The organism is Cupriavidus sp. 01T418 (assembly GCF_056398885.1).
On record NZ_JBFTQG010000054.1, the window covers coordinates 1 to 24,871 of the forward strand.

Here is a 24,871-nt window from a genome sequence, read left to right on the forward strand (position 1 = left end):
TTCGGCCACCCGGTGTACACGATTTCCGACCCGCGCAACCAGGTGATCAAGGAAGTGGCGCGCAAGCTGTCCAGCGACGCCGGCTCGATGAAGATGTTCGACATTGCCGATCGCATTGAAGCCACCATGCAGGAAGGCAAGAAGATGTTTGCCAACCTCGACTGGTTCAGCGCGGTGAGCTATCACGTGATGGGCGTGCCGACCGCGATGTTCACGCCGCTGTTCGTGATCTCGCGCACCTCGGGCTGGGCTGCCCACATCATCGAGCAGCGCATCGACAACAAGATCATCCGCCCCAGCGCCAACTACACGGGTCCGGAGAACCTGAAGTTCGTGCCGATCGGTAAGCGTAAATAGGGGCAAAAGCGTTCTACCATGGAGCAGAAAGCCTTGGTCAGCCAGCCGCGGCGCTCAATTGTGTAACCGAAGGTAGGGGTAGTACGCCCCGACTTTCAAATCGTAGAGAATAGCGGCGGATATATGCATGCCGGCCTTTTGCGGCAGTCCACTGCCTTTGACCCAACTCCAGAAGGAACCTACAGAATGAAGCATCTCGTCCTCGCCGCCTGCATTGGCGCGTTCACGCTGACCACCGCCGGTGTTGCGATGGCCCAGGAACCGGCCAAGAAGCCAGTCCACGCCAAAAAGGCCCCGGCCAAGAAGAGCACGAAAACCGTCGCCGCCGAGCCAGTCACACCCAGTGGCGAAAAATGGCAGTGCGAACTGGGCCACGTCATGTACATCGGCGGCAATATGCAGCGCGACGAAGTCATCACAGTGAACTGGGAGGGCAAGGAATACCGCCTCCCACGCCTGTCCACCGTGACTGGCGCCGACCGCTATTTCGACCAACGCTCCGGCATGGACCTGGTCGTGATCCCGAGCAAGGCCATGCTGTTCAACAAGAATGCCGGCCAGCGCCTGGCCGACGAGTGCCAGACTGCCGACATGCAGGCCGGCGGCTCGGCGCCGACCCAGGCGGGCGCGCTGCGTGCCCCGGTAGCCACACCCCTGCTGGTCGCCCCGTCCGCGCCGGCCGCGGAAGCGCCTGCCGCCCCCAAGCAGTAACTACCGGACATGGCCGGGCCTCGCCCGGCCATGTCAATGGGCATCAGGAAGCACAAAAATCCGAGAGGACGCCATGTCCGCACACGGTTCGAATGTCCGCCCCGAGCCTGACCAGGTCCTGGTCGATATCGTCGACTACGTCACCCGGTACCAGATCAAGAGCGCGCTCGCTTACGACACAGCCCGCAACTGCCTGATCGACACCCTCGGCTGCGGCCTGGAGGCCCTGTCGTACCCGGCCTGCACCAAGCTGCTGGGCCCGATCGTGCCTGGCACGGTGGTCCCCAACGGTGCCAGGGTGCCCGGCACGCAGTTCCAGCTCGACCCGATCCAGGCCGCCTTCAATATCGGCGCCATGATCCGCTGGCTCGATTTCAACGACACCTGGCTGGCCGCCGAATGGGGTCACCCTTCGGACAACCTCGGCGGCATCCTTGCCACCGCCGACTGGCTCTCGCGCAACAACGTGGCCGCCGGGCGCAAGCCGCTGACCATGAAAGACGTGCTGACCGGCATGATCAAGGCCCATGAGATCCAGGGCTGCATCGCGCTGGAGAACGCCTTCAACAAGGTCGGCCTGGATCACGTGGTGCTGGTCAAGGTGGCCTCCACCGCCGTGGTCGCGCAGATGCTCGGCCTGAGCCGCGACGAGATCCTCAACGCGGTATCCCTTGCCTGGGTCGACGGGCAATCGCTGCGCACCTATCGCCACGCCCCCAACACCGGCAGCCGCAAGAGCTGGGCCGCCGGCGATGCCACCAGCCGCGCCGTGCGCCTGGCGCTGATCGCCAGGACCGGCGAGATGGGCTACCCCTCCGTACTCAGCGCCAAGGGCTGGGGCTTCTATGACGTGCTGTTCAAGGGCCAGCCCTTCAAATTCCAGCGTCCGTACGGCTCCTACGTGATGGAGAACGTGCTGTTCAAGATCGCCTACCCGGCCGAATTCCACGCGCAGACCGCCGTGGAAGCCGCCATGACCCTGCATGGCCAGCTCGCCGCCGCGGGCAAGACGGCAGCGGACATCGCGAAGGTCACCATCCGGACCCACGAGGCCTGCATCCGCATCATCGACAAGCAGGGCCCGCTCGCCAACCCGGCCGACCGCGATCACTGCATCCAGTACATGGTGGCGGTGCCGCTGCTGTCCGGCCGCCTGACCGCGGAGGACTACGAAGACAAGGCCGCGGCGGACCCGCGCATCGATGCGCTGCGCGACAAGATCGTGTGCGTGGAAGACCCGCAGTGCACGGCCGACTACCATGACCCGGATAGACGCTCGATCGCCAATGCCCTGACAGTGGAACTGAACGACGGCACCGTGTTGCCCGAAGTGGCGGTGGAATACCCGCTCGGCCACAAACGCCGCCGTGCCGAAGGCATCCCGCTGCTGGTGGAGAAGTTCAGGACCAACCTGGCGCGCCGCTTCCCGGCCAGGCAGCAGCAGGCCATCCTGGCCGTGTCGCTGGACCAGGCCCGCCTGGAAGCGATGCCGGTCAACGAGTACGTCGACCTGTACGTGATCTGAGCCGCCGGGAAAAACGGAGCGGAATGCGAGCCAAATGCGAGCGAAATGCGAGCGGAAGGCTGACGGGGCATGCCGGCTTGGCCTAAAATCCACGCGGCACGTACATTGGTAGAGCCAGCCAGCAGGAAAGCAGCAGCGAAGCAGATCCGCAAGAATCCAGACACCGGGAATCCCAACAGCAAGAAAAGCAAGAAGGCAGTAGGCATGACCCACGGCGTCGCCACGGCGCCGGGGGCCGCGAGGCAGGCTTGTTTCAAGGCCGCCGGCGGCCCAGACGCAGATATACGAGTCCACAGCTAGTCCGCGCAATCCTTCGATTGGAGTAAGGCAATGCCCCACAATCTCAACAAGACTCTGAAAGAATTCAAGTTCGGCCCGTCCGGCAAGGGTCAGTTCTATTCCCTGCCGCAACTCGGCAAGGCACTCGGCGTGGCCGTCGAGCGCCTGCCGGTATCGATTCGCGTCGTGCTGGAATCGGTGCTGCGCAATTGCGACGGCAAGAAAGTCACCGAGGAACACGTCAAGCAGCTCATCAACTGGAAGCCCGTCGCCGAGCGCGTCGACGAGATCCCGTTCGTGGTGGCGCGCGTGGTGCTGCAGGATTTCACCGGCGTGCCCTTGCTGGCGGACCTGGCGGCGATGCGCAACGTGGCCGAGAAAATGGGCCAGAACCCGAAGAAGATCGAGCCGCTGGTGCCGGTGGACCTGGTGGTCGACCACTCCGTGCAGATCGACCACTTCCGCGAAAAGAAGGCGCTGGACCTGAACATGCAACTGGAATTCCAGCGCAATAACGAGCGCTACCAGTTCATGAAGTGGGGCATGCAGGCCTTCGACACCTTCGGCGTGGTGCAGCCGGGCTTCGGCATCGTGCACCAGGTCAACCTGGAATACCTGGCGCGCGGCGTGCACAAGAAGGATGGCGTGTACTACCCCGACACGCTGGTCGGCACCGACAGCCACACCACCATGATCAACGGCATCGGCGTGGTGGGCTGGGGCGTGGGCGGCATCGAGGCGGAAGCCGGCATGCTGGGCCAGCCGGTTTATTTCCTGACCCCCGATGTGGTCGGCGTGGAACTGAAGGGCCGCCTGCGCGAAGGCGTGACGGCCACCGACCTGGTGCTCACCATCACCGAAATGTTGCGCCGCGAGAAAGTAGTCGGCAAGTTTGTCGAGTTCTTCGGCGAAGGCACCGCCAGCCTGGCCTTGCCGGACCGCGCCACCATCGGCAATATGGCACCGGAATACGGCGCCACCATGGGCTTCTTCCCGGTCGACGAGAAGACCATCGATTACTTCAAGGGCACCGGCCGCACCGAAGAAGAAATCGCCGCCTTCGAGGGTTATTTCCGCGCCCAGAAGATGTTCGGCGTGCCCAAGGCCGGTGAGATCGACTACACCAACGTGGTCACGCTGGACCTGGGCACCGTGGCCCCCTCGCTGGCCGGCCCCAAGCGCCCGCAGGACCGCATCGAGATCGGCGACGTCAAGACCACCTTTGCCTCGCTGTTCGCCAAGCCGACCGCCGAGAACGGGTTCAACAAGGACATCGCCGAGCTGGACAAGACCTACACGACGACCGACGGCCTCGACGTGAAAAACGGCGACGTGCTGATCGCCGCCATCACCTCCTGCACCAACACCTCCAACCCGAGCGTGCTGCTGGGCGCAGGCCTGCTGGCCAAGAAGGCGGTGGAAGCCGGCCTCAAGGTGGCACCGCACATCAAGACCTCGCTCGCCCCTGGCAGCCGCGTGGTGACAGAGTACCTGCAAGCCGCCGGCCTGCTGCCCTACCTGGAAAAGCTGGGCTTCGGCGTGACCGCCTACGGCTGCACCACCTGCATCGGCAACGCCGGCGACCTGACGCCCGAACTGAACGAAGCGATTACCAGGAACGACCTGGTGGCCGCCGCCGTGCTGTCGGGCAACCGCAACTTCGAGGCACGCATCCACCCGAACATCCGCGCCAACTTCCTGGCCTCGCCGCCGCTGGTGGTGGCCTACGCCATCGCCGGCAACGTCACGCGCGACCTGATGACCGAGCCGGTCGGCATCGGCAAGGGCGGCCGCGAGATCTTCCTGGGCGACATCTGGCCGACTTCCGAAGAAGTCCATGCGCTGATGAAGTACGCGATGGACGCCAAGGTCTTCAAGGTCAACTACGAGCAGGTCAAGAAGCCGAGCAAGCTGTGGGGCAAGATCAAGGGCACCAAGGGCCAGGTCTATGACTGGCCGAAGTCGACCTATATCGCCGAGCCGCCCTTCTTCGAGGGCTTCGGCATGGAACCGGCCGCCACCCAGTCCAGCGTACGCAATGCGCGCGCCCTCGGTGTCTTCGGCGACTCCGTGACCACCGACCACATCTCCCCGGCCGGCTCGATCAAGGAATCGTCGCCCGCGGGCAAGTACCTGCTGGCCAACGGCGTGCTCAAGGCGGACTTCAACAGCTATGGCTCGCGCCGCGGCAACCACGAGGTCATGATGCGCGGCACCTTCGCCAACGTGCGCATCAAGAACCTGATGCTGCCGGTCAAGCCCGACGGCTCGCGCGTGGAAGGCGGCGTGACGCTGCACCAGCCTTCCGGCGAAGAATTGTCGATCTACGACGCTGCCATGAAGTACATCGCCGAAGGGACACCCACCGTGGTGTTCGGCGGCGAAGAATACGGCACCGGCTCGTCGCGCGACTGGGCCGCCAAGGGCACCCAGCTGCTCGGCGTCAAGGCCGTGATCACGCGCAGCTTCGAGCGCATCCATCGCTCCAACCTGGTCGGCATGGGCGTGCTGCCCCTGCAGTTCAAAGGCAACGACAGCGTGCAGACGCTGGGCATCACCGGCAACGAGACCTTCGACATCGAAGGCATCGAGGGCGAACTGAAGCCGCAGCAGGATGTGACGCTGGTGATCAAGCGCGCCAACGGCGACGCGCAGCGCGTGCAGGTGCTGTTGCGCATCGACACCCCGATCGAGGTCGACTACTACAACCACGGCGGCATCCTGCCGTTCGTGCTGCGTCAGTTGCTGGCCGCCTGACCGGCAAGCCCCGGGCCCTGCGGGGCCCGGGGATGACGCCGCTGGCCCTGCGCCTCCACGGAGGACATGGCCAGCGGCGTTTTTCTTTGGCGCGCCGCCTGAAAGCGCCGCATCCGCCGCTTTACCCGGGCTTACCCGAGGCCGCCGGTGTAAGTTCCACGCAAGCCTGCCCTGCCAAACTCCGACGCACCAACAAGAGCGCAACATCGCGCGGGGCAGCCATGCCGGCCTGCCCGCCTCAATCGCACAGGAGACACCATGGCAAAGATTTTCATCGCATTCGTCGTCATTGCCGGCGCGGCACTCTATTTGCTGTCCAAGGGCGGTGACATCTCGATGGGCGGCGAGCAGCACGGCGTGGAAAGCCACGCGCCGGAGACCCCCGCGCAGAAGTAACAGCTCCGGCGCTTCCCGGCGCGCGCAAGCCTGCCCGACACCACGCAGGACAGCCACCCAACACCTGGCGGCATTTTTTGTCAACGCAGCGAGTAGAATACCGTTTTACGGAAAAACGGATAATTTCGACTTATGGCAGGTTTTCGCCCCAAGGCTTCCCAACGTCTTTCGCCTGACGCCGAGCGTCTGGTGGCCGATGCGCTTGCGCTCGATGCCTCGGGCAGCCGCATGGAGGATGGGTATTGGGAGCGGCGGCTCTCGCAACGCCTGGGCCGGCTCCTGAAGAACGGCAGCCAGTCCGCGCTCGACGCAGCGCTCGAACACCTGTTCAAGCACAATGCCGACGCCTCCGACGTACTCGCCGAACAAGCGGAGACCCTGGCCGAGTCGGCCACCGTCGAAATCGACGGCGTGAGCTACGACGCCCTGCTGATCGCCGCGCCCATCCTGGCCCACACCCGTTACGCCATCCCGTCCGGCGCGCTCAAGCCCGAGCTGTCGCAGACGCTCGCGGTGCACATGCAGGCGCATGTGCTGGCGGCCAACACCAAGATGGCCCTATCGCCATACCTGTACAGCATCGACCAGTTGCCGCGCACGCACAGCGACACCTTTGCCCTGACCTACAAGCTGGTGTCCGCCGCCATGGCCGGCGCCATGCCCAAGGTCGACCTGCGCGACCTGCCGGAAACCGCGCCGATCCTGGCCGATCCGCGCTACCTGCTGGCGGTGGTGGTGGCGCCGCACGAGCAGGCCCTGTTCCGCTGGCAGGAAGATGCCAAGGAGCACCATGCCGAGCGCACGGTGTGCCTGGAGCAATGGCGTACCCAGGTGCAGCCGTCGATCGCGGTGCTGATGCCCGGCTGCGAGTTCGAGCTGCTGCTGCCGGACGCCTTCTTCCTGTCCTGCCGCGAATCCGACAAGAGCATCCGCCCGCTGACCGTGCGCGCCGCCGTCAACTACCTGTGCGGCACGCTGGACGTGCCCGCCGGCCAGATGGCGGCCGTGGTGGCGGCGTTTGGCGAGGAGGAAGTCGAGGAATACCGCGTGGGCTTCACCATGCGCGGCGAGAAGGATGTGATCTACGGCATCGTCTGGCCGGTGTACGGGCGCGAGTCCGGCGAGATCGACGCCAGCGAGAAGGACAACCCGCTGGAGCAGATCTGCGAGGAACTGCGCAATGCCGGCGTGGAAGACATCTTCCGCCACGCTGCGCTGTTCGACCCCGAGTACTGCGAAGACTGCGGCACGCCGCTCTACGCCGACCGCTCCGGCGAGATCGTGCACGCCGAACTGCCGGAAGACGCGCCCACGCAGCAGCCGCTGTTCCACTGAGCCGTTCCTTATTTATCCGCCTGACCGACGGCCCGCCTTGCGCGGGCCGTTTTGCTTTCAGGCTGCCGCGGCTTCGTTCACGCAGCGCCACAAGGCGTGGCCAGAAGCCGCGTACTTGCGCTCGAACGGCGTGATGGCCTCGGCCGGCTGCCAGGGCTCGACCCGCACCGGCCGGCCGACCAGCACCAGCGCCTGGGCGAACTCATCGATATAGACCTGCCAGTTGCTGCGGCACTCCAGGTAGTCTCCGCACGCGGCCAGTGCCGGGAACACCGCATGGCCCTGCCAGCGCCGCCCCAGATGGCCGATCTTTGGCCAGGGGTTGGGATAAAGCACGTAATGGCGCTCCACCGGCACCTGATCCGCCTGCAACATCCGCCAGACATCGACCAGGTCAGCGCGGGCCCACGCAAAATTGGCAGGCATCGGCCCCTCCCACCAGTCCTTGCCGCCGGTGAGCCGCTTCTCCGACTGGTCCACGCCGATCACGAAGTGGCCGGGGAAGGCAGTCGCCAGGCGCAAGGTGCTCTCCCCCACGCCGCAGCCGGCATCCAGGATCAGCGGCGCGGCGCCGGCCTGCTGCCATTGCTGCAGCGCAAGATCGAGCGCGCGCCGGCTGGGCTCGCCGATCGGCTTGCGAAAGGGCTCGTTCAGGTGGCGGGCGACGCGCGCCGCAAGGTGCTCGTGGACATCGGCCTGGGCCGAGGTGATGGTGCGGGAGTTGGCGAACATGGGCGGGATTCTACCGGCTGCCGTGGCGCACGGGGCCACGGCGCCGGCCAGAGGCACGAACAAGGCCCACCCGCTGCTGCGCGCATCAGGACATGACGCGCATGTCGCACGCCGATGTCGATTTGACGGCACAATGCGCACAGCCGGGGTGAGCGAGCGGGCCGGCAAGCCCAGCCACCCCTTCTGAGAACCCGCCGCCGCCCATCCATGCGGGCGACGGCTCGTACGAGGAGCGCATCTCGATGAACGCCACACCACGCCGCACACGTCAACCTTCCGGCCGCCAGACCGCACTGTCGCCCAGCCGCGCGCTGCTCAAGGCCGGCGCCGCCATCGCGCTCGGCAGCGCCGCGCTGATGCTGCTGCCCGCCGGCGCGGCGCAGGCCGAAGACCTGCGCGTCGGCCTGTCCGCCGACGTGACCTCGATGGATCCGCAGTGGAACAACGCCGGGCCGAACAACGCCATCGCCCTACATATCTTCGAGTCGCTGGTGTTCATGGACAAGAACGCCCGCTACATCCCGGGTCTCGCGCTGTCGTGGAAGCCGGTCAACGCCATCACCTGGGAAATCAAGCTGCGCCCCAACGTGAAATGGCATGACGGCACGCCGTTCACCAGCGAAGACGTCAAGGCCTCGCTGGAGCGCCCCGAGAAGCTCACCAACAGCCCGGGCTCTTTCACCAGCTACACCAAGCCCATCGCGCGCATCGACACGCCCGACCCGCTCACCGTGCGCCTGACCATGAGCGTGCCCAACTACGCCAACCTGGCCAACGACCTCAACAGCGTGCCGATCATGCCGAAGAAGATCGCCGCCACGCTGACCCAGGCCGATTTCGATTCGGGCAAGGCGATGATCGGCACCGGGCCGTTCAAGTTCGTGCGCTTCGCGCGCGGGCAGGAAATCGTGATGGCCAGGAACCCCGACTACTGGGGCCCCAAGGCCGAATGGGATCGCGCGATCTTCCGCATCATCACGGACAACGGCGCGCGCAGCGCGGCACTGCTCTCGGGCGATGTCGACGTGATCGAAAGCGTGCCCTCCGCCGACGTGGCCAGGCTCAGGCAGAACCCCAAGTTCCGCATCGAGCAGCAGGTTTCGTGGCGCACCATCTTCTGGCAGATGGACCAGTCGCGCGACAACCCGCCCTTCGTCACCGACAAGGCCGGCAAGCCGCTCGGCAAGAACCCGTTCAAGGACGCGCGCGTGCGCGCCGCCATCAGCAAGGCCCTGAACCGCGACGCCATCGTCAGCCGCATCATGGAAGGCCTGGCCGTGCCGGCCTCCTCGATCGTCTCGCCGCAGATCTTCGGCCATCCCGGCACCAAGCCCGAGGCCTACGACCCCGAAGGCGCCAGGAAGCTGCTGGCCGCGGCGGGCTATCCGGATGGGTTCGGGCTGACGCTGCACGCGACCAATAACCGCTACCTGAACGATGCCGCGGTGGCGCAGGCCACCGCCAGCATGCTCACGCGCATCGGCATCCAGACCAAGGTGGAGACGCTGCCGGTGGCGGCGTATTTCACGCGCGCGCGCCAGGGCGACTTTTCCTTCGAGATGCTGGGCTGGGGATCGGCGGCGGCCGACGTGGCGCTGCGCTCGATCACCGGCACACCGAACCCCAAGACGGGATACGGAACGTGGAACTGGGGCAAGTACAGCAATCCGCAGCTTGACCAGCTGATCGAGAAATCGCTGACCACGGTGAGCAGCGACAAGGCGCGCGAGGAAAATGCACGTGCCGCGGCCAGGTTCGCGCTGGCGGATCACGCCATCATCCCGTCGCACAGCCAGTTGGCGATGTGGGCGATGCGCAAGGACCTGAAGTACGAAGCGCGAACCGACGAATGGTCGCTCGCGCAGTTCTTCCACAAGCAGTAAGCGAGTGCTGCCCTCGCGGCGCCGGCGTTCAAAGCCGGCGCCGCGGGAAGCAGATCCTCCGCTTCCCGATCAAATGCGCAGGCCGTCCTCCTGCCGCGCATTCGCCGCCCGCAGTTTCCTGACCCAGTCGCGTGCCGGCAAACCGGTAGCGTCCTCCACCACCTCGGCGCGCGCCTCCACCACCTCCCACGGCACATCGATCGCCGGCCCGTTGAAAGCCAGGGCAATGACATTGCCGTCATGCACTTCGGGGAACACCAGCACGCGGTTATCGAATGCCTCGCAGATCCGCACGATATTCCTGGGGAAGCTGTCGTGGTCGCCAAACAGATTGATGGTCATCACGCCCGGCGCTTTCAGCACCCGGCGGCAGGCCTTGTAAAAGGCCGTGGTGTCCAGCACCGGCCCACGCGCGGTGGCGTCGTAGAGGTCGACCTGCAACACGTCCAGGGCACCCGTGTGGGCGCCATCCATCACATAGTCCCAGGCATCCTGCTCGCGCACGGTCAGGCGCTCGTCGTCCTCGCGCAGGCCGAACATGCTGCGCCCGGCCACGATCACGGAAGGATTCAGTTCCACCGCGGTAACACGTGCACGGCTGAACTGGCGATGGCAGAACTTGGTCAGCGCGGCGGCGCCAAGCCCCAGTTGCGTCACATGAAAATCCGGTGCCGATGGCGACAGGAACAGCAGCCACGCCATCATCTGCTGCGCGTACTCCAGTTCGATGGCATCGGGCTTGCGCAAGCGCATCGCACCCTGCACCCATTCCGTGCCGAAATGCAGGTAGCGCACGCCTTCCATTTCAGAAAAGGTCACCGGCGCGAAGCGCGGCGTCATGCGTTTTTCCTCGCGCAGCGCTGCCGCGCCGTCGCGGCTGCGCGTGCCACGCGCGGGGCGGCGCGAGGCCACGGCTTCGATGGATTTGCGTTTGAGAAGAGTCATGGTGGTCAGGAAAAAACAAATCGGCGTGCCACCAGCGTAGGCGGCACATAACAAGGTGGCAGGCGATGGTCCCGCGATATGCCAGCTGCCGGCGCCAGATCGTTCAAGTCACGCCTTGCCGAGCGCAGCCTGGGCACGCCGCAGCCATTCGCTGTTGTGCTCCCGGGCGTGACGCGGCCAGTGCTTGCCATCGTGCACGATCTCGGCGTACAGCGCCTGGGCGCGCTCGCGGTCGGCCGGCTCGCCCTGCGCTGTCAGCCAGTCGGCGAACAGGCAGCGCGCGGCGGCATCGCTGGCGCAGGTGAGCGCCTGCCCGAATGCGGCGCGCGTGCCCGGCGCGTTCGAGGCTGCCAGCGCGCGGGCATACAGCAAGGCCGGATCGGCCTGCTGGCGAGACTGCGGCTGGGCCGCGAACAGGCGCTCCAGCGCGGCCACGGCGGCGGCATGGCCGCCCGTGGCGAACTGCGCGCGCGCCAGGCCCAGCAGCAGCGCCGGGTCGGTGGCGAACGGACCGCTGGCGGCGGCCTCGTAATGTTCCAGTGCAGCCTTGGGGTCGCCGGCATCCAGCAAAGCGGCCCCCAGGCGCATGCGGTGATCAACGGTGGGCGCGCGGTCGAATGCGTCGCGCGCCTCGCGTACCGCGCGGTTGGGATCGACCAGCTGGCCAATGGCGCGCGTGGCGGCCCGCGCGCCGCGCGTCTGGCGCAGGCCCGGCAAGTAGATGGCGAAGAAATACACCAGGCTGCCCAGCCCCGGGAAGGCGAACAGGATCAGCAGCCAATACATGCCCTGCTGCGTGCGCACCGCGTGCACCGCGAAGAACACGGCGATGATGACGTGAAAGCCAATTCCAAAATACGACATTGTCTATCTATCCTGCAAAGCGCCCGCCGGCAGACTCTCCACCGGCACTCATGCCCGAGATTGTGACAGATGTGCGCGCCATGGCTCCGGTTCACCCCGAAACGGCGGGCGGAGCGCGCGCCGGCGATGACGCGGCATGCTATGGCTACTTTGACACCGCCTATTCGCAGCCGGGACGCTACAGACTCTCCTGGTCGACAAATCGGCCCAGCCTGCGTAGTGCTGGCAGCAGCACTTCGTCCGCATAAGGGCAGCCGGTAAGGCCCGGATCGGCCTGGCCCGTCTTCCTTGCTTCGCCCGGCGCGTGGGACTCCCCCGCGAGCAGGCGTGCAAGCAGCGCATCGTAGCCAGCCTGCCACGCTTGCGCGCCTGGGAATACCACGCGCAACTCCTTGAGAATATCCATTCCCGCAAAATCCAGGTCGCCCCAGAAATAAACCGGGAGCGTGACGTCGGTGCCATGCAGCCATGCAAGAAAGCTACGTCCCAATGCCGCATTCCGCTCGAACACGCCCGGGGAAAAATAGACGGAGCTGCCACCCGACTGGCGCAGCCGCCTCGCGCTCGCCTTGTATCCCGATGCGTAGATCAGGATAAAACCTTCGGCGGCGCTCAGCCTCCCCGCTGCCATCGATTCGAACGTTGCGGCATTTTCCACAAACAGGATCGGGGCAGCAGGATCGGCTGTGCGGGCGGCTACCAGCAATTGCACCGGCTTGTCCGGAAAGGGGCAGACATCCGTGTCAAGCAACAGGGCAATAGTCTCTTGCTGGCCGTTGAGAATTTTTGACAAGCCCCAGAACTGCCGGCTTGCCACCTCATGGAGCATGAGTTGCTCGCCGGCAAGCGCCGGGATGCCCGCAAGACGCTCCAGCACCTGCTCCGGCGAACGTGGCAGGATGAGGATGGGACGGGACAGCAGCCGCTCGCACAGCGCCGCATTGCCGAAACGCGCCGTCACAGCCTGCCGCCACTGCGCCATCCAGGCGACCACGGCACTGGGCTGGCGCCCCGTCTCGTCGCGAAGAAACGCTTCCGCTTGCGCGGCAATGACGAGCTTTGGTGAGCGCTCCCAGATATCAAGATCCCGCTGGCCGCGACGCTGGTCGAGCACCAGCGCCAACCCGGGCTGCGCCTGCAGCGCTTCCAGGGCGCGCCACACGAACATGCGTTCGCCGTGGACGGCGATCGCGAAAAATTCCGGCCACGTTCCGGCACTCAGCGGGAAGCTGATATCGCGGCGCCGCTCGGCAAACGGCTTCGCCTCGATGCGGTCCACCAGCGTATTCAGCAACGCGGTGAGGGCGGCCTGCCGGCGCCCCGGAATGCCGTCGGCGCTCATGTCCCCATGTCCGAGACCAACTGCTTGCGTGCCTCCTGCAAGTCGAACTGACTTACCGCTTCACGCCGCACCGTCGCCCGGCGCTCAGTCCAGAGGGCATGCAACCGGTCAGCCTTCAACAGGGAACTGTCCACTTCGGTAATTCTATCGAGTTCCCCTGCCAGACCTTCCACCTTCATCAGGGAAAAGCGATGCTCGAAACTGAACAACTCGAGCAGGGGGCCGGATGCGCGGGACGGCATGGCCACCACCAGTTGCAGGCCAAGATTCTCATTGAGATAGCGCATCACGGCGGCGGTGCGACCCTCGTCCATCTTGTCGAAGGCCTCGTCGATCATCATGAGCTTCAGGCTCGGCGTCTTCTCGAACTGGCGAAATGCCTGGGCCAGCACAGCGGCCCGTACGAGATAGGCTGGCGTCATCAGCTCGCCTCCCGAGAACGTCGCCATTCTCGCCAGGGACGCCTCGCGTCCATCTTCCGAATACTTGCGGATGTCATACTGGCGATAGTTGCGGTAGTCCGCTATGTCCTTCAGTCGCCGCAACGCGTGATCGCGGTTGGTGTCCAGCAATAGCTGCTTGATGTCGTCCAGCGCCACGAGGCTGTCGGCGGACAGCACGCCTTCAACCGCCGAGAACAGATCCACCGGCGTTTGCGTCTCGGCCAGCCGATTCAGTTCCTGGAACAGGTCGAAGTACTTCTTGTACTCCTTGACCATCTGCCCGTACTCGATCTCGAAACGGTCCTCGCCGAATGCCAGGCGCCTGAGCTTCTCATTGAGCCGCTTGAGCGGATCGATGCCCTGCTCCACGGCGGTGCGTACGGCCAGCGCGAAATGCGTGCTGAAGGTATTGTTGAAGCTCTTCTCGGCGCCCCGCAGCTCGCTGGTGTTGTTGAGAATGCGCACCTGGTCGAGCCGTTCGAGCATGGCCGAGATCTGCCGCCGGGCGGCGGGTACGCCGCCATAGGCTTGCCACTCGTACTCCCCCTGCGTCGACTGGCAAGGCTGAAAGTCGACCCGCTCATCGAACGAGGAAGACAAGAGATTGTGTGCCTCCAGTTTCCGCTCGAATGCCTCGCGCTCCTGGCGGTAGAGGCCGGCTTGCTGGCGCCGCCGTCCATCGAAGGACGCGGAGGTCTGCTCCTTGGCCGCTTCCCGGGCACGCTGGTCCAACCGGACCGGATCGAAGTGCGGATTGAGCCGGATCAGTTCAGCCACGCGGGCGTTGACCTGTCTCACGCCGTCCTGGCACCCGACAAGCCTGGCTTCGGCGCCAGCGATGCTCGCTTCGAAGCCACGCGCCCGGCCGGCCGCTTCGCCCGCTGAGCGTGACGCGGTATTGGATAGGCGCTGGTGGCCGTCCAATAGCTGCTCCGCACGCGCCACGCGGCGCTCCAGCACGATGAGATCGGCGTCATCCAGACTGGCGAGCTGCGCCGCGAGACTACTCAGTCCGCGCTGCGTCTCACCCAGCTTGTCCAGCATCGGTGCGACAGGCACGTGCTTCAGGCCGAGCAGACGCGCGCCCCATGCGGCCAACGCCGCGGCGCTTGCGCGATGTGCGTCCCTCTCCCGCGTCTTTTCATCGATCTGCCGGGCAAGCCGCACCACGCGCTTGCGCCGCGCCTCGGCACCGAAGGCAAGTTCGCCGTCCTCCACCCATGACGAAAACATCTTGAAGCCGCCGCTGGCCATGCCGTCCACGGTCAGTGCCTGTGGCGCGCCGCGCAGTGCCTGCGCATCCGCCACCTTGACATAACGGCCGTAGCTTGCAATCAGATAGGCGCGCGCGGTCTCATCGGCGATCACCAGTTCCTGCAGCACGGCATCGGGCGACAGCGCCTGGTTTTCCGCCCGCCGCCTGGCCAGTTCACCCTGCACCACGGAAGCCTCTCGTCCTTGCCTGGCCGCCGGCAGCTCGTGCCGCAGTGCCCGGATGGCGCTCGCCTCGTACTGCGCGTCCACCAGGATCACGAAGCGGTTGCCGCCCAGAAGCCCTTCGATGGCGTTCTGCCAGCGTGAGCCCTCCCGCGGCTGGACAAGGTTGCAAAGCACCCTTGGACGGGCGCCCGGCATCCGGGCTTCGAGATATCGGACCGCGGCCTCCACATGCGCCGGCAAGTCAAAGTGACCATCTTCCAGCCCTTGCCGGCGCCGCTTCAGGTCATCGATTTCCCCTTGCAGGGCGGCAGCGCGATCCGACTCCCGCGCCTGCTCCTGAACCACTGCCCCATACAGGCCATCGGCGCCGTGCAGCCGCTGCGCAATGGGAGCCAGAGCGGCATCCAGCCTGGCGAACCGGTCGCGCCGCAGGCTCGCCGGGTCGATCGGCGCGCCTGTCAGCATCGCCGCCAGCTCGCGCGCGGCGGCCTGGCCGTCGGCGGCATCGATCGGCGCGGCATCGACAACCAGCCGCTCCGCATGGGGTGCGTAGGCGCAGACCGGTCCTGCTGGCAGTTTAGCCAGGGCAGCCAGTTCGTCCAGCACGCCGCGCAAACCCGTCAGGGCGGCCAGGACGTCCAGCGCGATACGGGATCGACCTTCGGTGGCCACGGCTATCTCGCGGCCGATCCGTTCGCGATCCTGCGCCACCGGATTGCCATTGAGCCGCCCCTTGGCAGTGCCGTGCAATTCCGTGGCGCGCTTTAGCGCCTGTGCATGCCGGTCGGCAAGCGCCTGCTGCTTTTCCACATCGACCAAGGCGAGGCGCCGGCAGGCCTGCAGTCTTTGGATCTCCTCCTCGACATCCTGCTGCAGGCGCACCGCCTCGCCCAGTTCGGCCTCCATGGCCTCTTCGAACGCGGCAAGGAACGCATCTGCGTGCGCCTTCAGCACGCCCAGCCGCTCCCGGCACGCCAGTAATTCGGTGGCGATCTTGCGCAGACGTTGCACGTTCTGCATGAGCGACGCGATATGCCCGATCTGATCGGAGAAATCAGGCTCGGCCAGCACCTGCTCCCGGATCAGCTCGTCCACCGAGCCGACGGTCTTGCGGGCAATGGACTGGACGAAAGCCCGCGCCGCCGCTTCGGCCTCGCGCGGCCCGACCAGCGTCTTGCCGCCACCGCGAAATTCGGCATAGAGCTTGCACAGATAGTCTTCGATGCTGTTCTCGAACGGCAGGACGCGCGGATAGCGCTGCCGCAGCCGATGGTAGATATCCTCGACCTTCACCGCCGTAATCGAATTGGCCTTGCGCGACTCGATGAAATCCGCCTCCATCGCGCGGCTGCCCGGCAGCACAAAGTAGAGCTTGCGCGCCACGTCGACACTGCGGCCTTGCTCGCGCGTACCGGACACGGCGGCTTCCACGGCCACCACGGCGGTGAATGGCTCGGCGGACTCCCCGGCATCGGGCGCGAAGACGGCGACGACATAGGTGTGCGACCCATACGGCCGGACGCAGAGGTTGTCGCGCATGCCTACCGCGTAGGACGCCAGCGTCCGCCTCACCTTGCCGCCCGCGCGCGAGGCGCCGCTCTCGTCCTGCGCCGAGTTGAACACGTTGATGTGCTGCTTGCCGCCGGTCATGACCAGCTGGATCGCGTCCTGGAAAGAGGACTTCCCAACGCCGGTCGAACCCGACAGCAAGGTGGTGTCGCCAAAGGGGTATTCCCGGGACACCACGAAACCCCAGTTGACCAGGATGAGCTTCTCAAGCTTCATCGTCAGGCTCCGGCGGCGTGACGGCCGACACGGGCGTGCGTGTTTCCGCCAGCAGGGCATCGATGGCGGAATCCGCCACGAACTGCAGGATCGTGCCACGAATGGCGACCAGAGCGTCGGCATCTTCCACCTCGGAATCCGCCCGGTAATCGATCAGGCGGGCACGCTTCAGGTCGGCGAAGAGCTTCTCCCGCGCAGTCTTGGCCGGCAGTGAGCGGCGCGCCTGCGCAGTCAGCGTGGCATTCAGGTATTCCACTGTGACGAGCGCCTCGTTGCGTTCGTTGATCGAGCCTTGCCGCAGGCTTTCGTTGTACAGCAAGCGCAGCACCAGGCAGCATGCCACGAAATCGGCAGAGAGCTTCGCCCGCACGGCGTCCACCGCGATCGCATCGTCCTCGGCGGGCAATCCCGGCACGCGCGCCCCCGGCGGGTAAAGCCGAAAATAGCTCTGATGCCGCTCGTGCAGCAGCCGGAACCCGCCCACATCGAAATACGCATTGAGCAGGCCCTCGATACGCACGGCGTCGTCGTAGAGCTGACGCTCGATGGCGCTGTCCTCCCGGTGCAGGATGGACAGCCCGAACAGGCGGCCGAGAATCTGCCGGAACGCCTCCGGCCTGACGCCCCTCGCCTTCAGTTCCGCTTCCACCAGTTGCCCAATCGTAATCTCATCCATGGCCGATGTGGCGCCTCCTGATTGCATAGTCGGTGCCCGACATGATGGCATTGTCCAGCGGCTCGGCGTCTAGCCGCTCCACCTCCAGTCCGTCATGGTCCCGTGCTGCCTCGACGGCCCGCAACAACGATAACGCCTGGATGGCATCGTCGACCGGCAACCCGGACAGGCGCAGCGCGCCCGTGCCATCCATGGAACCGAGCAGGTAATTCACGACATCGTGATGCGACAAGGAGAAGGCCCGCTCCTCCGCTTGCCGCACGAATTGACGCAACCGCTCTTCCCGCGTGATCTCCGGAACAATGCTCACGGCCTGCGCCCGGTTACGCTCGGCAGCCTTTCTCGGCTGCACCGCGGCGGGATCATACAACGCCACGCTCACCGGTGCGAGCGCCGCTCCCTGCCGCTCCAGCCACGCGCCCTGCTCCCGCTCCGGCATCTCCCCCAGGCGGCGAATCAAGGTGGACAACGCGGCCCCGCTGCCCGATGCCCCCATGAACAGGCTCTGCGACAGCAAAACCACATGGCGGCGGACATAGCTTTCCATGGCCCGGAACAATTCCGGCTGCTTCGTCCGGCAGGCCGCGGTCACCATCTCGTCGATCCGATCCAGCATCCATCTCAAGATAGCCCCGTCCGGCGCGGCCTGCGCGGCCCATGCCGCGTGGTTGGCCAGGTCATCGTCAATGGCCTGCATCTCGGCTGCGCTCAACTCGTTAAGACGTTCGATCAGCGCCCCGATGTCCAGCCGGTGGCGCTCGGCATTGTCATAGACCAGCCGGGGCGAGAACTCATCACGAAAACGTCGCTCGACGAACTCGATGAACCCATCCCAATTGCCCTGCACATGTGCATCGAGCAATATCTTGCGGGCCAGGTCGTAGAAGAGCTCGATGTCCTCGGAGAGGTCGGCAATGACGCGATCGGCATACTCATAGGCGTCAAGCAGGTCCTCCACGTCGCGGCGCTCGATGAAGGCACCCAGAGCATTCTTGCAGGAGCGCATGTTGCGCTGGCGGGTCCGTTCGCGTGGGCGGTCGGCCAGCGTCAGCGCCTGAGCGAAGATCTTGCCGGCGCGGGTGAAGCGATAGGCGGTAACCAGTCGAACGCGATCCTCGGCGGTTTCGAGCCAGCCGTCCGCGACGAGCAGACGCACGATGGCGCTTGCCAGCTTCTGGTCGTCGGCAAGGTCACCGGCTGCGAATCCGTCTTCGCCATCTTCTCCGGCCAGGTCGGCCGGCAGCGTGGCGGACTGCATGGTCTGAACAAACAGGTCACGCAAGTCCTCGCGCCCGAGGATGGAACGGTAGTCGGCATGGGAACCATAAAGCCGCGCATAGAATGCGCGGATGCAGGCAGCGATCAGCCGGCGCCTCTTCAGCGTCAGCGGACGAAAGAACTGCGGGTAATCCGAATCCACCATGGCGGCTGATGTCCCATCTCCTTGATATCCTGGCGTTGCGCCTGCGTAACATCGACGCAGCGACCAAAAGCGTACGATACCACCCCCGACTGCACTGTCCGGAAACGTTCGCGCCTGCTTATTCTTACGGGAGGGATTGTGACAGGAGCGCACGCCACAGCGCCAGCTTCTGCTCGAAATTGCGCGCCGCATGCGCCGGGCTCGACGATGGCAGCACCACTGTCTCATAGCCTGCCGCCGCGAACTGCGCAGCGAAACGCCCCGAAGTGCCGCCGTTGAAGCCGACGCGGCGCAACTCGGGCGCGAGCGCATGCAGCCGCGCGAAGTCGTTGGCCTGCGGATAGCGGATATTGGAGTCCAGGCTGCCCTCGCGCACGCAGGCACCAAGCACATCCCACACGCCGATGCGATGGGACAGCAGGTGCACCAGCCGCTCCGCGTAAGGCAAGTCGGGCAGCGCCTCGCCGGTCAGCGCACCCAGGAGCGGCCAGAACTGGTTGCGCGGGTGCGCATAGTACTGCCGCGCCGCCAGGGAAGCCGCGCCCGGAAAGCTGCCCAGCACCAGCACGCGCGTGTGCCGGTCAATGACCGGGGGCAGGCCTTGCTGGAGATCGGGGGGGAGAAGCGGGAGGGATTCTGGGGAAGGGGCTGGCATGGGGCTAGTGTACTGCGCGGGCGCCGGCGGGCCCGGAGGGAAGACAGGCGCGTGCGCGGCTTGCGTGCGTTGGCTTGCTGCGAACGCCTGCCCCTCTCCCCCGGCCCCTCTTCCATCAGCGGAAGAGGGGAGCAAGCCACCGCTACGACGCAGCGTAGCCGGCGGTGCGTCAGGCCAGCAGCTTGTTGATGCGCCGCACGTAGGCCGACGGATCGTCCAGCGTGCCGCCCTCGGCCAGCATGGCCTGGTCGAACAGCACATGCACGCGATCGCCAAAGGCTTCGTCCGTGGGGCCGGCTTCCACCAGTGCGCGCAGCTTTTGCACCAGCGCGTGGTCCGGGTTCAGCTCCAGGATCGGCTGGGCGTCCGGCGCCTTCTGGCCGGCCTGCTTCAGCATGCGCTGCAGGTAGCCGCTCATGTCGCCTTCGTCGGAAACCAGGCAAGAGGCCGATTCGGTCAGGCGCAGCGTGACGCGCACGTCCTTGGCCTTGCCTTCCAGCACGGTCTTGGCGACATCCAGCACTGCCTTCCAGTCGCCTTCGGCCTTCTCCTGCTCGGCCTTCTCGTCGGCATCGGCCAGGGCGCCCAGTTCCAGGTCGCCGCGTGCCACCGAGACCAGTTCCTTGCCGTCGAACTCGCGCAGGAAGGACAGCATCCACTCGTCCACGCGATCGGTCAGCAGCAACACTTCGATGCCCTTCTTGCGGAACACTTCCAGGTGCGGGCTCGACTTGGCCGCGGACCAGCTATCGGCCGTGACGTAGTAGATCTTGTCCTGGCCTTCCTTCATGCGGCCCACGTAGGCGGCCAGCGCCACGCTCTGCTCGGCGCTGTCCTGATGCGTGGAAGCGAAGCGCACCAGCCTGGCGATGCGCTCCAGGTTGGCAGCATCTTCACCCAGGCCTTCCTTGAGCACCTGGCCGAACTGCTGCCAGAAGGTGGTGTACTTGGTGCGTTCGGCTTCGTCCTCGCTGTCGGCCAGCGCTTCCAGCATCGACAGCACGCGCTTGGTGCAGCCTTCGCGGATGGCCTTCACGTCGCGGCTTTCCTGCAGCAGTTCGCGCGAGACGTTGAGGGGCAGGTCGGCCGAATCCACCACGCCCTTGACGAAGCGCAGGTAGGCCGGCAGCAGTTGGTCGGCGTCGTCCATGATGAAGACGCGCTTCACGTAGAGCTTGAGCCCGCCTTTGTGGTTGCGGTCCCACAGGTCGAACGGCGCGCGCGCCGGCACGTACAGCAGCTGGGTGTATTCGCTGCGGCCTTCGACACGGTTGTGGGTGTAGGCCAGCGGCGCTTCGTTGTCGTGCGCGATGTGCTGGTAGAAGGCGGTGTACTGCTCTTCGGTGATGTCCGACTTGGAACGGGTCCACAGGGCGCTGGCCTGGTTGACGCTTTCCCACTCGCCGGTGGCCTTGTAGGCGCTGGCTTCGGCATCCCAGACTTCCTTGGGCATGCGAATCGGCAGCGAGATATGGTCGGAGTACTTATGGACGATGCCCTTGAGCTTCCAGGCCGAGAGGAAATCGTCCTCGCCTTCGCGCAGGTGCAGCGTGACGGTGGAGCCGCGCTCGGCGCGATCGATGGCGTCCACGCTGAACTCGCCGTCGCCGGCACTTTCCCAGCGCACGGCTTCGCTCGCGGGCATGCCGGCACGGCGCGTTTCCACCGTGACCTTGTCGGCCACGATAAAGGCCGAGTAGAAGCCCACGCCAAACTGGCCGATCAGCGCGGCGTCCTTCTGCTGGTCGCCGGAGAGCTGCTGGAAGAATTCCTTGGTGCCCGAGCGGGCGATGGTGCCGAGGTTGCGGATCGCCTCGTCACGGCTCATGCCGATGCCGTTGTCGGTGATCTTCAGCGTGCGCGCCTTTGGGTCGGCCTCGATGCGGATGGCCAGGTCGGCGTCGTTCTCGAGCAGGGCCGGATTGGCTATCGCCTCGAAGCGCAGCTTGTCGGTGGCGTCGCAAGCATTCGATACCAGCTCGCGCAGGAAAATTTCCTTGTTGCTGTACAGCGAGTGGATCATCAGGTGCAGCAGTTGCTTCACTTCCGCCTGGAAGCTCATCGTCTCGTGCGGTGCGGTCATGGTTCTCCTCTTGGCAAGCTTGGGAATCTTGGGAATCTGGGCAATGTGGCAGAGCCAGGCCGCCCCCTCCAGGTGCCGGCCCGGCATCAGGCCGGTGTCCGCAAAGGTAGGGGCGGCGGCGTGGTTTTCAAGATGCGGCGTGCAGGTACCTGCTGCGTACCTGCTGCGCTAGCGCCGTTCCAGCTGGCGCGCCAGGAAGGCCAGCATCTCGGCATCGTGGCTGCTGGCCACGTTGAAGCGCATCCAGCCGGAGGGCATCTGGGAAGGCGAGAACAGGCTGCCGGGGGCGAACAGGTAGCCCTCTTCGTGGCCGGCGACGGCCACGGCATTGGTATCCCRGCCCGTGTCCGCCCACAGGTACATGCCGGCGTGCTGGCCGGGAAAGAGCGCCAGGCCCATCCGTTCCAGCGTGCGCCGGGTCTCGTCGCGGGCGCGGTCGAGCCGGTTGCGCACCCGTTCCACGTGCTTGCGGTAGTGCCCTTCCGTCAGCACCTTATAAAGCACACGCTCGTTGATCTCGGGCGAGGCCAGGCCCGCCAGCAGCTTGCTGTCGGTCAGGCTGGCGGCCAGTTCCGGGTGGGCGGCGATAAAGCCCACGCGCAGGTTGGCAGCCAGCGTCTTGGAAAAACTCCCCAGGTAGATCACCCGGCGCAGCTGGTCCAGGCTGGCCAGCCGGGTGGCGGCATGGCCGGGCGGGCACAGGTCGCAGTAGATGTCGTCCTCGACGATCAGCAGGTCGTATTGCTCGGCCAGCCGCAGCAGCTGGAAGGCCTTGGCGGCCGACAGCGAGGTGCCGGTCGGGTTGTGCAGGACCGAGTTGATCACCATCAGGCGTGGCCGGCGCGCCTGCAGGATGCGTTCCAGCGCCTCCAGGTCCGGGCCTTCGGCGGTGTAGGGCATGCCGATCAGTTGCGCGCCCTGGGCGGCAAAGCGGCCGAACATGACGAACCAGGCCGGATCGCCCACCAGTACGGCATCGCCCGGGCGCAGGTAGAGCCGGGCGATCAGGTCGAGCGCCTGGGTAATGCCGGAGGTCAGCACGATCTGGTCCGGAGTGGCGCCGATCTCCAGTTCGGCCAGGCGGTTGCGCAGTTGCTGGCGCAGCGGCAGGAAGCCCTGGGGCGTGCCGCTGGCGAGGAAATGGTTGCCCGGCTGGCGGCCCAGGCCACGCAGCGCGCTGGCGATCAGTTCGCCGTCCAGCCAGTCGTTGGGCAGGAAGCCCATTCCGGGCGATTTATGCGGCTCGGTGGAGTGGAACATGCTGCGCAGCAGCCAGGTCACGTCGATATTGCGCGCGCCGGTGGCCACCGGCGCCACCGCCGCCGCCTGCGGCGTCCGCTCGCGCACGTAGAAGCCCGAGCCCCGGCGCGATTCGAGGTAGCCCAGCGCCACCAGCCGCTCGTAGGCTTCGACCACGGTGAAGCGGGAGATGCCTTTTTCCTGCGCGAGCTGGCGGATCGAGGGCATGCGCATGCCGGCGCGGAACACCCGCTCGTCGATGCGCAGCCGCGCCCATTCGGTGAGCTGCTCCACCAGCGTCATTTGCGCCGAGGGCACCGGATCGGGCATGCGCTCGGTGGGCGGCGGCAGCACCAGGCGCAACGGCCGCGCCTGCTCTCCCGCCTGGGAGGCCACGCCGTCATGCCTGTCTGCCCCGGCTCCTTTATCCTTGAGCCCTGGTGCAACCGGTTCGCTGCTGTTCATGCCTTGCTCCCGCCACTGTACTGAGAATGTTCTGCATAACTGTACCGGTACTGTACCGACAACCTTGTCTACCATCAACACACAATGCCGATAGCCCTTGACCACCTCGTGATCGCCGCTCCCACGCTTGCCGCGGGGGCGCAGCATGTCGCCGACGCGCTGGGCGTGACGCCCCTGCCGGGCGGCGCCCACCCTGGCATGGGCACGCACAATTGCCTGCTCGGCCTGTTCGGCGGGACCTACATCGAGGTGATCGCCATCGACCCCGAGGCGCCGGCGCCCACCCGGCCGCGCTGGTTTGGCCTGGACTCCGAGTCGATACAGGCGCGGTTGGGCCATGGTCCCTTCCTGCTGCACTGGGTAGCGCGGGTGGCGCGGCCAACCGACCTGTCCCTGTGGCAGGCGCAGTACCCCGATCGCCTCCCGCCGGTCATCCCGATGCGCCGTGGCGACCTGCGCTGGCGTATCACCGTGCCCGAAGACGGCAGCCTGCCGTCGTGGCCGGGCGACGATGCGGCTGCCGCGGCGATTCCCGGCGACGGCATCCTCCCGACGCTGATCCAGTGGGATGTATCGGCTCATCCTTCGTCCCGGCTGCCAAACCAGGGCCTGGCGCTGCGCTCCCTGCGGGCGCACCATCCGCAGGCGGCCCGGCTTGCCGAGGCCATGCAATGGCTGGGCGGCGGCCCGTTCGTCCCGGAGGCGTCCGCCCGCGCGGAACTGAGCGCGGAGATAGAAACGCCCGACGGCATTCGCACGCTGCGCTAAGAAAGCAACAACCACAAGAACAACAACAAAAGCAAAAGGAAAACCAACCGATGTCCACCACCCGCAAACGCTTCGACGACGACGCTTATCTCGGCAGCTGCACCGCCACCGTGGTGGCCGTGCATGCTGAAGGCATCGAACTCGACCAGACCGTGTGCTACGCCCGCAGTGGCGGCCAGGCGGGCGATACCGGCACGCTCAAGCTGGCCAACGGCGCCACCATCGCCTTGCTGGAGACGGTGTACGCCCCGGACCGCAGCCATATCCTGCACGTGCCTGAAGCGGGCGCCGCGCTGCCGGAGCCCGGCGATATCGTCGCCGTCTCCATCGACTGGGCGCGCCGCTACCGGCTGATGCGCCTGCATACCTGCCTGCACCTGCTGGGCTCGCTGATCCCGGTGCCGGTGACCGGTTGCGGCATCTCGCCCGACACGGCGCGCATCGACTTCGACCTGCCCGAATCCACGCTCGACAAAGCCCTGCTCACCGAGCAGCTCAACGCGCTGATCGGCGCCGACAGCCGGGTCGCCATCGAACGCATCACGCCCGAGGAGCTGGCCGCGCAGCCGGAACTGGTGCGTACCGTGGGCGCGGCGCCGCCGGCAGGCAGCGATGCCATCCGCATCATCGAAATCCCCGGCGTGGACCGCCAGCCCTGCGGCGGCACCCATGTGGCGGCCACCGGGGAAATCGGCCAGGTGGTGGTGACCAAGATCGAGAAGAAGAGCCGCACCAACCGGCGCGTGGTCGTGCAGTTCGCGGCGTGAC

19 protein-coding genes are annotated in these 24,871 nt (G+C 66.0%); 9 read left to right on the forward strand and 10 right to left on the reverse strand.

Going from position 1 to position 24,871, the window contains the following annotated elements; genetic code table 11:
* The 6 genes from AC1DQ3_RS31680 to AC1DQ3_RS31705 form a co-directional block, all read left to right on the forward strand.
* Nucleotides 1–357: citrate/2-methylcitrate synthase (locus AC1DQ3_RS31680; RefSeq protein ID WP_477124076.1), on the forward strand; the 357-nt coding region annotated here is incomplete at its 5' end.
* 186 nt (nt 358–543) lie between these two features.
* Nucleotides 544–1,068: a hypothetical protein gene (locus AC1DQ3_RS31685; RefSeq protein ID WP_477124077.1), complete on the forward strand. Its 525-nt coding sequence runs from the start codon at nt 544–546 to the stop codon at nt 1,066–1,068.
* Between the two features lie 73 nt (nt 1,069–1,141).
* On the forward strand, nt 1,142–2,593 hold the full coding sequence (locus tag AC1DQ3_RS31690) for a bifunctional 2-methylcitrate dehydratase/aconitate hydratase (RefSeq protein WP_477124078.1): 1,452 nt from the start codon (nt 1,142–1,144) through the stop codon (nt 2,591–2,593).
* Nucleotides 2,594–2,923: 330 nt separating this feature from the next.
* Complete coding sequence (gene acnA, locus AC1DQ3_RS31695; RefSeq protein WP_477124079.1) at nt 2,924–5,629, forward strand: aconitate hydratase AcnA; 2,706 nt, start codon at nt 2,924–2,926, stop codon at nt 5,627–5,629.
* Between the two features lie 258 nt (nt 5,630–5,887).
* Nucleotides 5,888–6,025 (forward strand): hypothetical protein, encoded by a 138-nt coding sequence (locus AC1DQ3_RS31700; RefSeq protein WP_477124080.1) that lies wholly within the window; start codon nt 5,888–5,890, stop codon nt 6,023–6,025.
* A 132-nt stretch (nt 6,026–6,157) separates the two neighbouring features.
* The gene (locus AC1DQ3_RS31705) at nt 6,158–7,360 is read left to right on the forward strand and encodes a DUF2863 family protein (protein ID WP_477124081.1); all 1,203 of its coding nucleotides are present in this window, start codon (nt 6,158–6,160) and stop codon (nt 7,358–7,360) included.
* 57 nt (nt 7,361–7,417) lie between these two features.
* Here AC1DQ3_RS31705 and trmB read toward each other — a convergent pair whose 3' ends face one another.
* Entirely contained in the window at nt 7,418–8,092 is a 675-nt protein-coding gene (gene trmB, locus AC1DQ3_RS31710) for a tRNA (guanine(46)-N(7))-methyltransferase TrmB (protein ID WP_477124082.1), read from the reverse strand.
* A gap of 242 nt (nt 8,093–8,334) precedes the next feature.
* Here trmB and AC1DQ3_RS31715 point away from each other — a divergent pair, with 242 nt between their 5' ends.
* Nucleotides 8,335–9,975 carry an ABC transporter substrate-binding protein gene (locus AC1DQ3_RS31715; protein ID WP_477124083.1) on the forward strand — a complete coding sequence of 547 codons (1,641 nt, stop codon included), beginning with the start codon at nt 8,335–8,337 and terminating at the stop codon, nt 9,973–9,975.
* Between the two features lie 69 nt (nt 9,976–10,044).
* Here the strand turns inward: AC1DQ3_RS31715 and AC1DQ3_RS31720 are convergent, their stop codons facing one another.
* From AC1DQ3_RS31720 to AC1DQ3_RS31760, 9 genes are all read right to left on the reverse strand, one after another.
* Entirely contained in the window at nt 10,045–10,920 is an 876-nt protein-coding gene (locus tag AC1DQ3_RS31720; RefSeq protein ID WP_477124084.1) for a class I SAM-dependent methyltransferase, read from the reverse strand.
* Nucleotides 10,921–11,028: 108 nt separating this feature from the next.
* Nucleotides 11,029–11,784: a tetratricopeptide repeat protein gene (locus AC1DQ3_RS31725; protein ID WP_477124085.1), complete on the reverse strand. Its 756-nt coding sequence runs from the start codon at nt 11,782–11,784 to the stop codon at nt 11,029–11,031.
* A 178-nt stretch (nt 11,785–11,962) separates the two neighbouring features.
* The gene (locus AC1DQ3_RS31730; RefSeq protein ID WP_477124086.1) at nt 11,963–13,126 is read right to left on the reverse strand and encodes a Wadjet anti-phage system protein JetD domain-containing protein; all 1,164 of its coding nucleotides are present in this window, start codon (nt 13,124–13,126) and stop codon (nt 11,963–11,965) included.
* Nucleotides 13,123–16,794: an SbcC/MukB-like Walker B domain-containing protein gene (locus AC1DQ3_RS31735; RefSeq protein WP_477124087.1), complete on the reverse strand. Its 3,672-nt coding sequence runs from the start codon at nt 16,792–16,794 to the stop codon at nt 13,123–13,125. The genes AC1DQ3_RS31730 and AC1DQ3_RS31735 overlap by 4 nt, the downstream gene beginning before the upstream one ends.
* The gene (locus tag AC1DQ3_RS31740; RefSeq protein WP_477124088.1) at nt 16,784–17,470 is read right to left on the reverse strand and encodes a DUF4194 domain-containing protein; all 687 of its coding nucleotides are present in this window, start codon (nt 17,468–17,470) and stop codon (nt 16,784–16,786) included. Before AC1DQ3_RS31740 ends, AC1DQ3_RS31735 begins: the two co-directional genes overlap by 11 nt.
* Entirely contained in the window at nt 17,463–18,893 is a 1,431-nt protein-coding gene (locus AC1DQ3_RS31745) for a Wadjet anti-phage system protein JetA family protein (RefSeq protein WP_477124089.1), read from the reverse strand. Before AC1DQ3_RS31745 ends, AC1DQ3_RS31740 begins: the two co-directional genes overlap by 8 nt.
* 124 nt (nt 18,894–19,017) lie before the next feature.
* The gene (locus AC1DQ3_RS31750) at nt 19,018–19,548 is read right to left on the reverse strand and encodes a DNA-deoxyinosine glycosylase (protein WP_477124090.1); all 531 of its coding nucleotides are present in this window, start codon (nt 19,546–19,548) and stop codon (nt 19,018–19,020) included.
* Between the two features lie 169 nt (nt 19,549–19,717).
* A complete protein-coding gene (gene htpG, locus AC1DQ3_RS31755; RefSeq protein WP_477124091.1) occupies nt 19,718–21,631 on the reverse strand; it encodes a molecular chaperone HtpG in 1,914 nt (637 codons plus the stop codon).
* A 168-nt stretch (nt 21,632–21,799) separates the two neighbouring features.
* Nucleotides 21,800–23,200, reverse strand: coding sequence for an aminotransferase-like domain-containing protein (locus AC1DQ3_RS31760; protein ID WP_477124136.1), 1,401 nt, complete (start codon nt 23,198–23,200; stop codon nt 21,800–21,802).
* Between the two features lie 219 nt (nt 23,201–23,419).
* On the opposite strand from AC1DQ3_RS31760, the gene AC1DQ3_RS31765 reads away from it, so the two are divergent.
* Both AC1DQ3_RS31765 and AC1DQ3_RS31770 read left to right on the forward strand, forming a co-directional pair.
* Nucleotides 23,420–24,103, forward strand: coding sequence for a VOC family protein (locus AC1DQ3_RS31765; protein ID WP_477124092.1), 684 nt, complete (start codon nt 23,420–23,422; stop codon nt 24,101–24,103).
* 50 nt (nt 24,104–24,153) lie between these two features.
* Nucleotides 24,154–24,870, forward strand: a complete 717-nt coding sequence (locus AC1DQ3_RS31770; protein WP_477124093.1) for an alanyl-tRNA editing protein — start codon at nt 24,154–24,156, stop codon at nt 24,868–24,870.
* The last annotated feature ends 1 nt before the right edge of the window (nt 24,871 follow it).

Bases quoted from the DNA above. Each gene is read 5' to 3' on its own strand.
- AC1DQ3_RS31685 (WP_477124077.1), top strand. From the start codon at position 544: ATGAAGCATCTCGTCCTCGCCGCCTGCATTGGCGCGTTCACGCTGACC.
- AC1DQ3_RS31690 (WP_477124078.1), top strand. From the start codon at position 1,142: ATGTCCGCACACGGTTCGAATGTCCGCCCCGAGCCTGACCAGGTCCTG.
- acnA (WP_477124079.1), top strand. From the start codon at position 2,924: ATGCCCCACAATCTCAACAAGACTCTGAAAGAATTCAAGTTCGGCCCG.
- AC1DQ3_RS31700 (WP_477124080.1), top strand. From the start codon at position 5,888: ATGGCAAAGATTTTCATCGCATTCGTCGTCATTGCCGGCGCGGCACTC.
- AC1DQ3_RS31705 (WP_477124081.1), top strand. From the start codon at position 6,158: ATGGCAGGTTTTCGCCCCAAGGCTTCCCAACGTCTTTCGCCTGACGCC.
- trmB (WP_477124082.1), bottom strand. From the start codon at position 8,092: ATGTTCGCCAACTCCCGCACCATCACCTCGGCCCAGGCCGATGTCCAC.
- AC1DQ3_RS31715 (WP_477124083.1), top strand. From the start codon at position 8,335: ATGAACGCCACACCACGCCGCACACGTCAACCTTCCGGCCGCCAGACC.
- AC1DQ3_RS31720 (WP_477124084.1), bottom strand. From the start codon at position 10,920: ATGACTCTTCTCAAACGCAAATCCATCGAAGCCGTGGCCTCGCGCCGC.
- AC1DQ3_RS31725 (WP_477124085.1), bottom strand. From the start codon at position 11,784: ATGTCGTATTTTGGAATTGGCTTTCACGTCATCATCGCCGTGTTCTTC.
- AC1DQ3_RS31730 (WP_477124086.1), bottom strand. From the start codon at position 13,126: ATGAGCGCCGACGGCATTCCGGGGCGCCGGCAGGCCGCCCTCACCGCG.
- AC1DQ3_RS31735 (WP_477124087.1), bottom strand. From the start codon at position 16,794: ATGAAGCTTGAGAAGCTCATCCTGGTCAACTGGGGTTTCGTGGTGTCC.
- AC1DQ3_RS31740 (WP_477124088.1), bottom strand. From the start codon at position 17,470: ATGGATGAGATTACGATTGGGCAACTGGTGGAAGCGGAACTGAAGGCG.
- AC1DQ3_RS31745 (WP_477124089.1), bottom strand. From the start codon at position 18,893: ATGGTGGATTCGGATTACCCGCAGTTCTTTCGTCCGCTGACGCTGAAG.
- AC1DQ3_RS31750 (WP_477124090.1), bottom strand. From the start codon at position 19,548: ATGCCAGCCCCTTCCCCAGAATCCCTCCCGCTTCTCCCCCCCGATCTC.
- htpG (WP_477124091.1), bottom strand. From the start codon at position 21,631: ATGACCGCACCGCACGAGACGATGAGCTTCCAGGCGGAAGTGAAGCAA.
- AC1DQ3_RS31765 (WP_477124092.1), top strand. From the start codon at position 23,420: ATGCCGATAGCCCTTGACCACCTCGTGATCGCCGCTCCCACGCTTGCC.
- AC1DQ3_RS31770 (WP_477124093.1), top strand. From the start codon at position 24,154: ATGTCCACCACCCGCAAACGCTTCGACGACGACGCTTATCTCGGCAGC.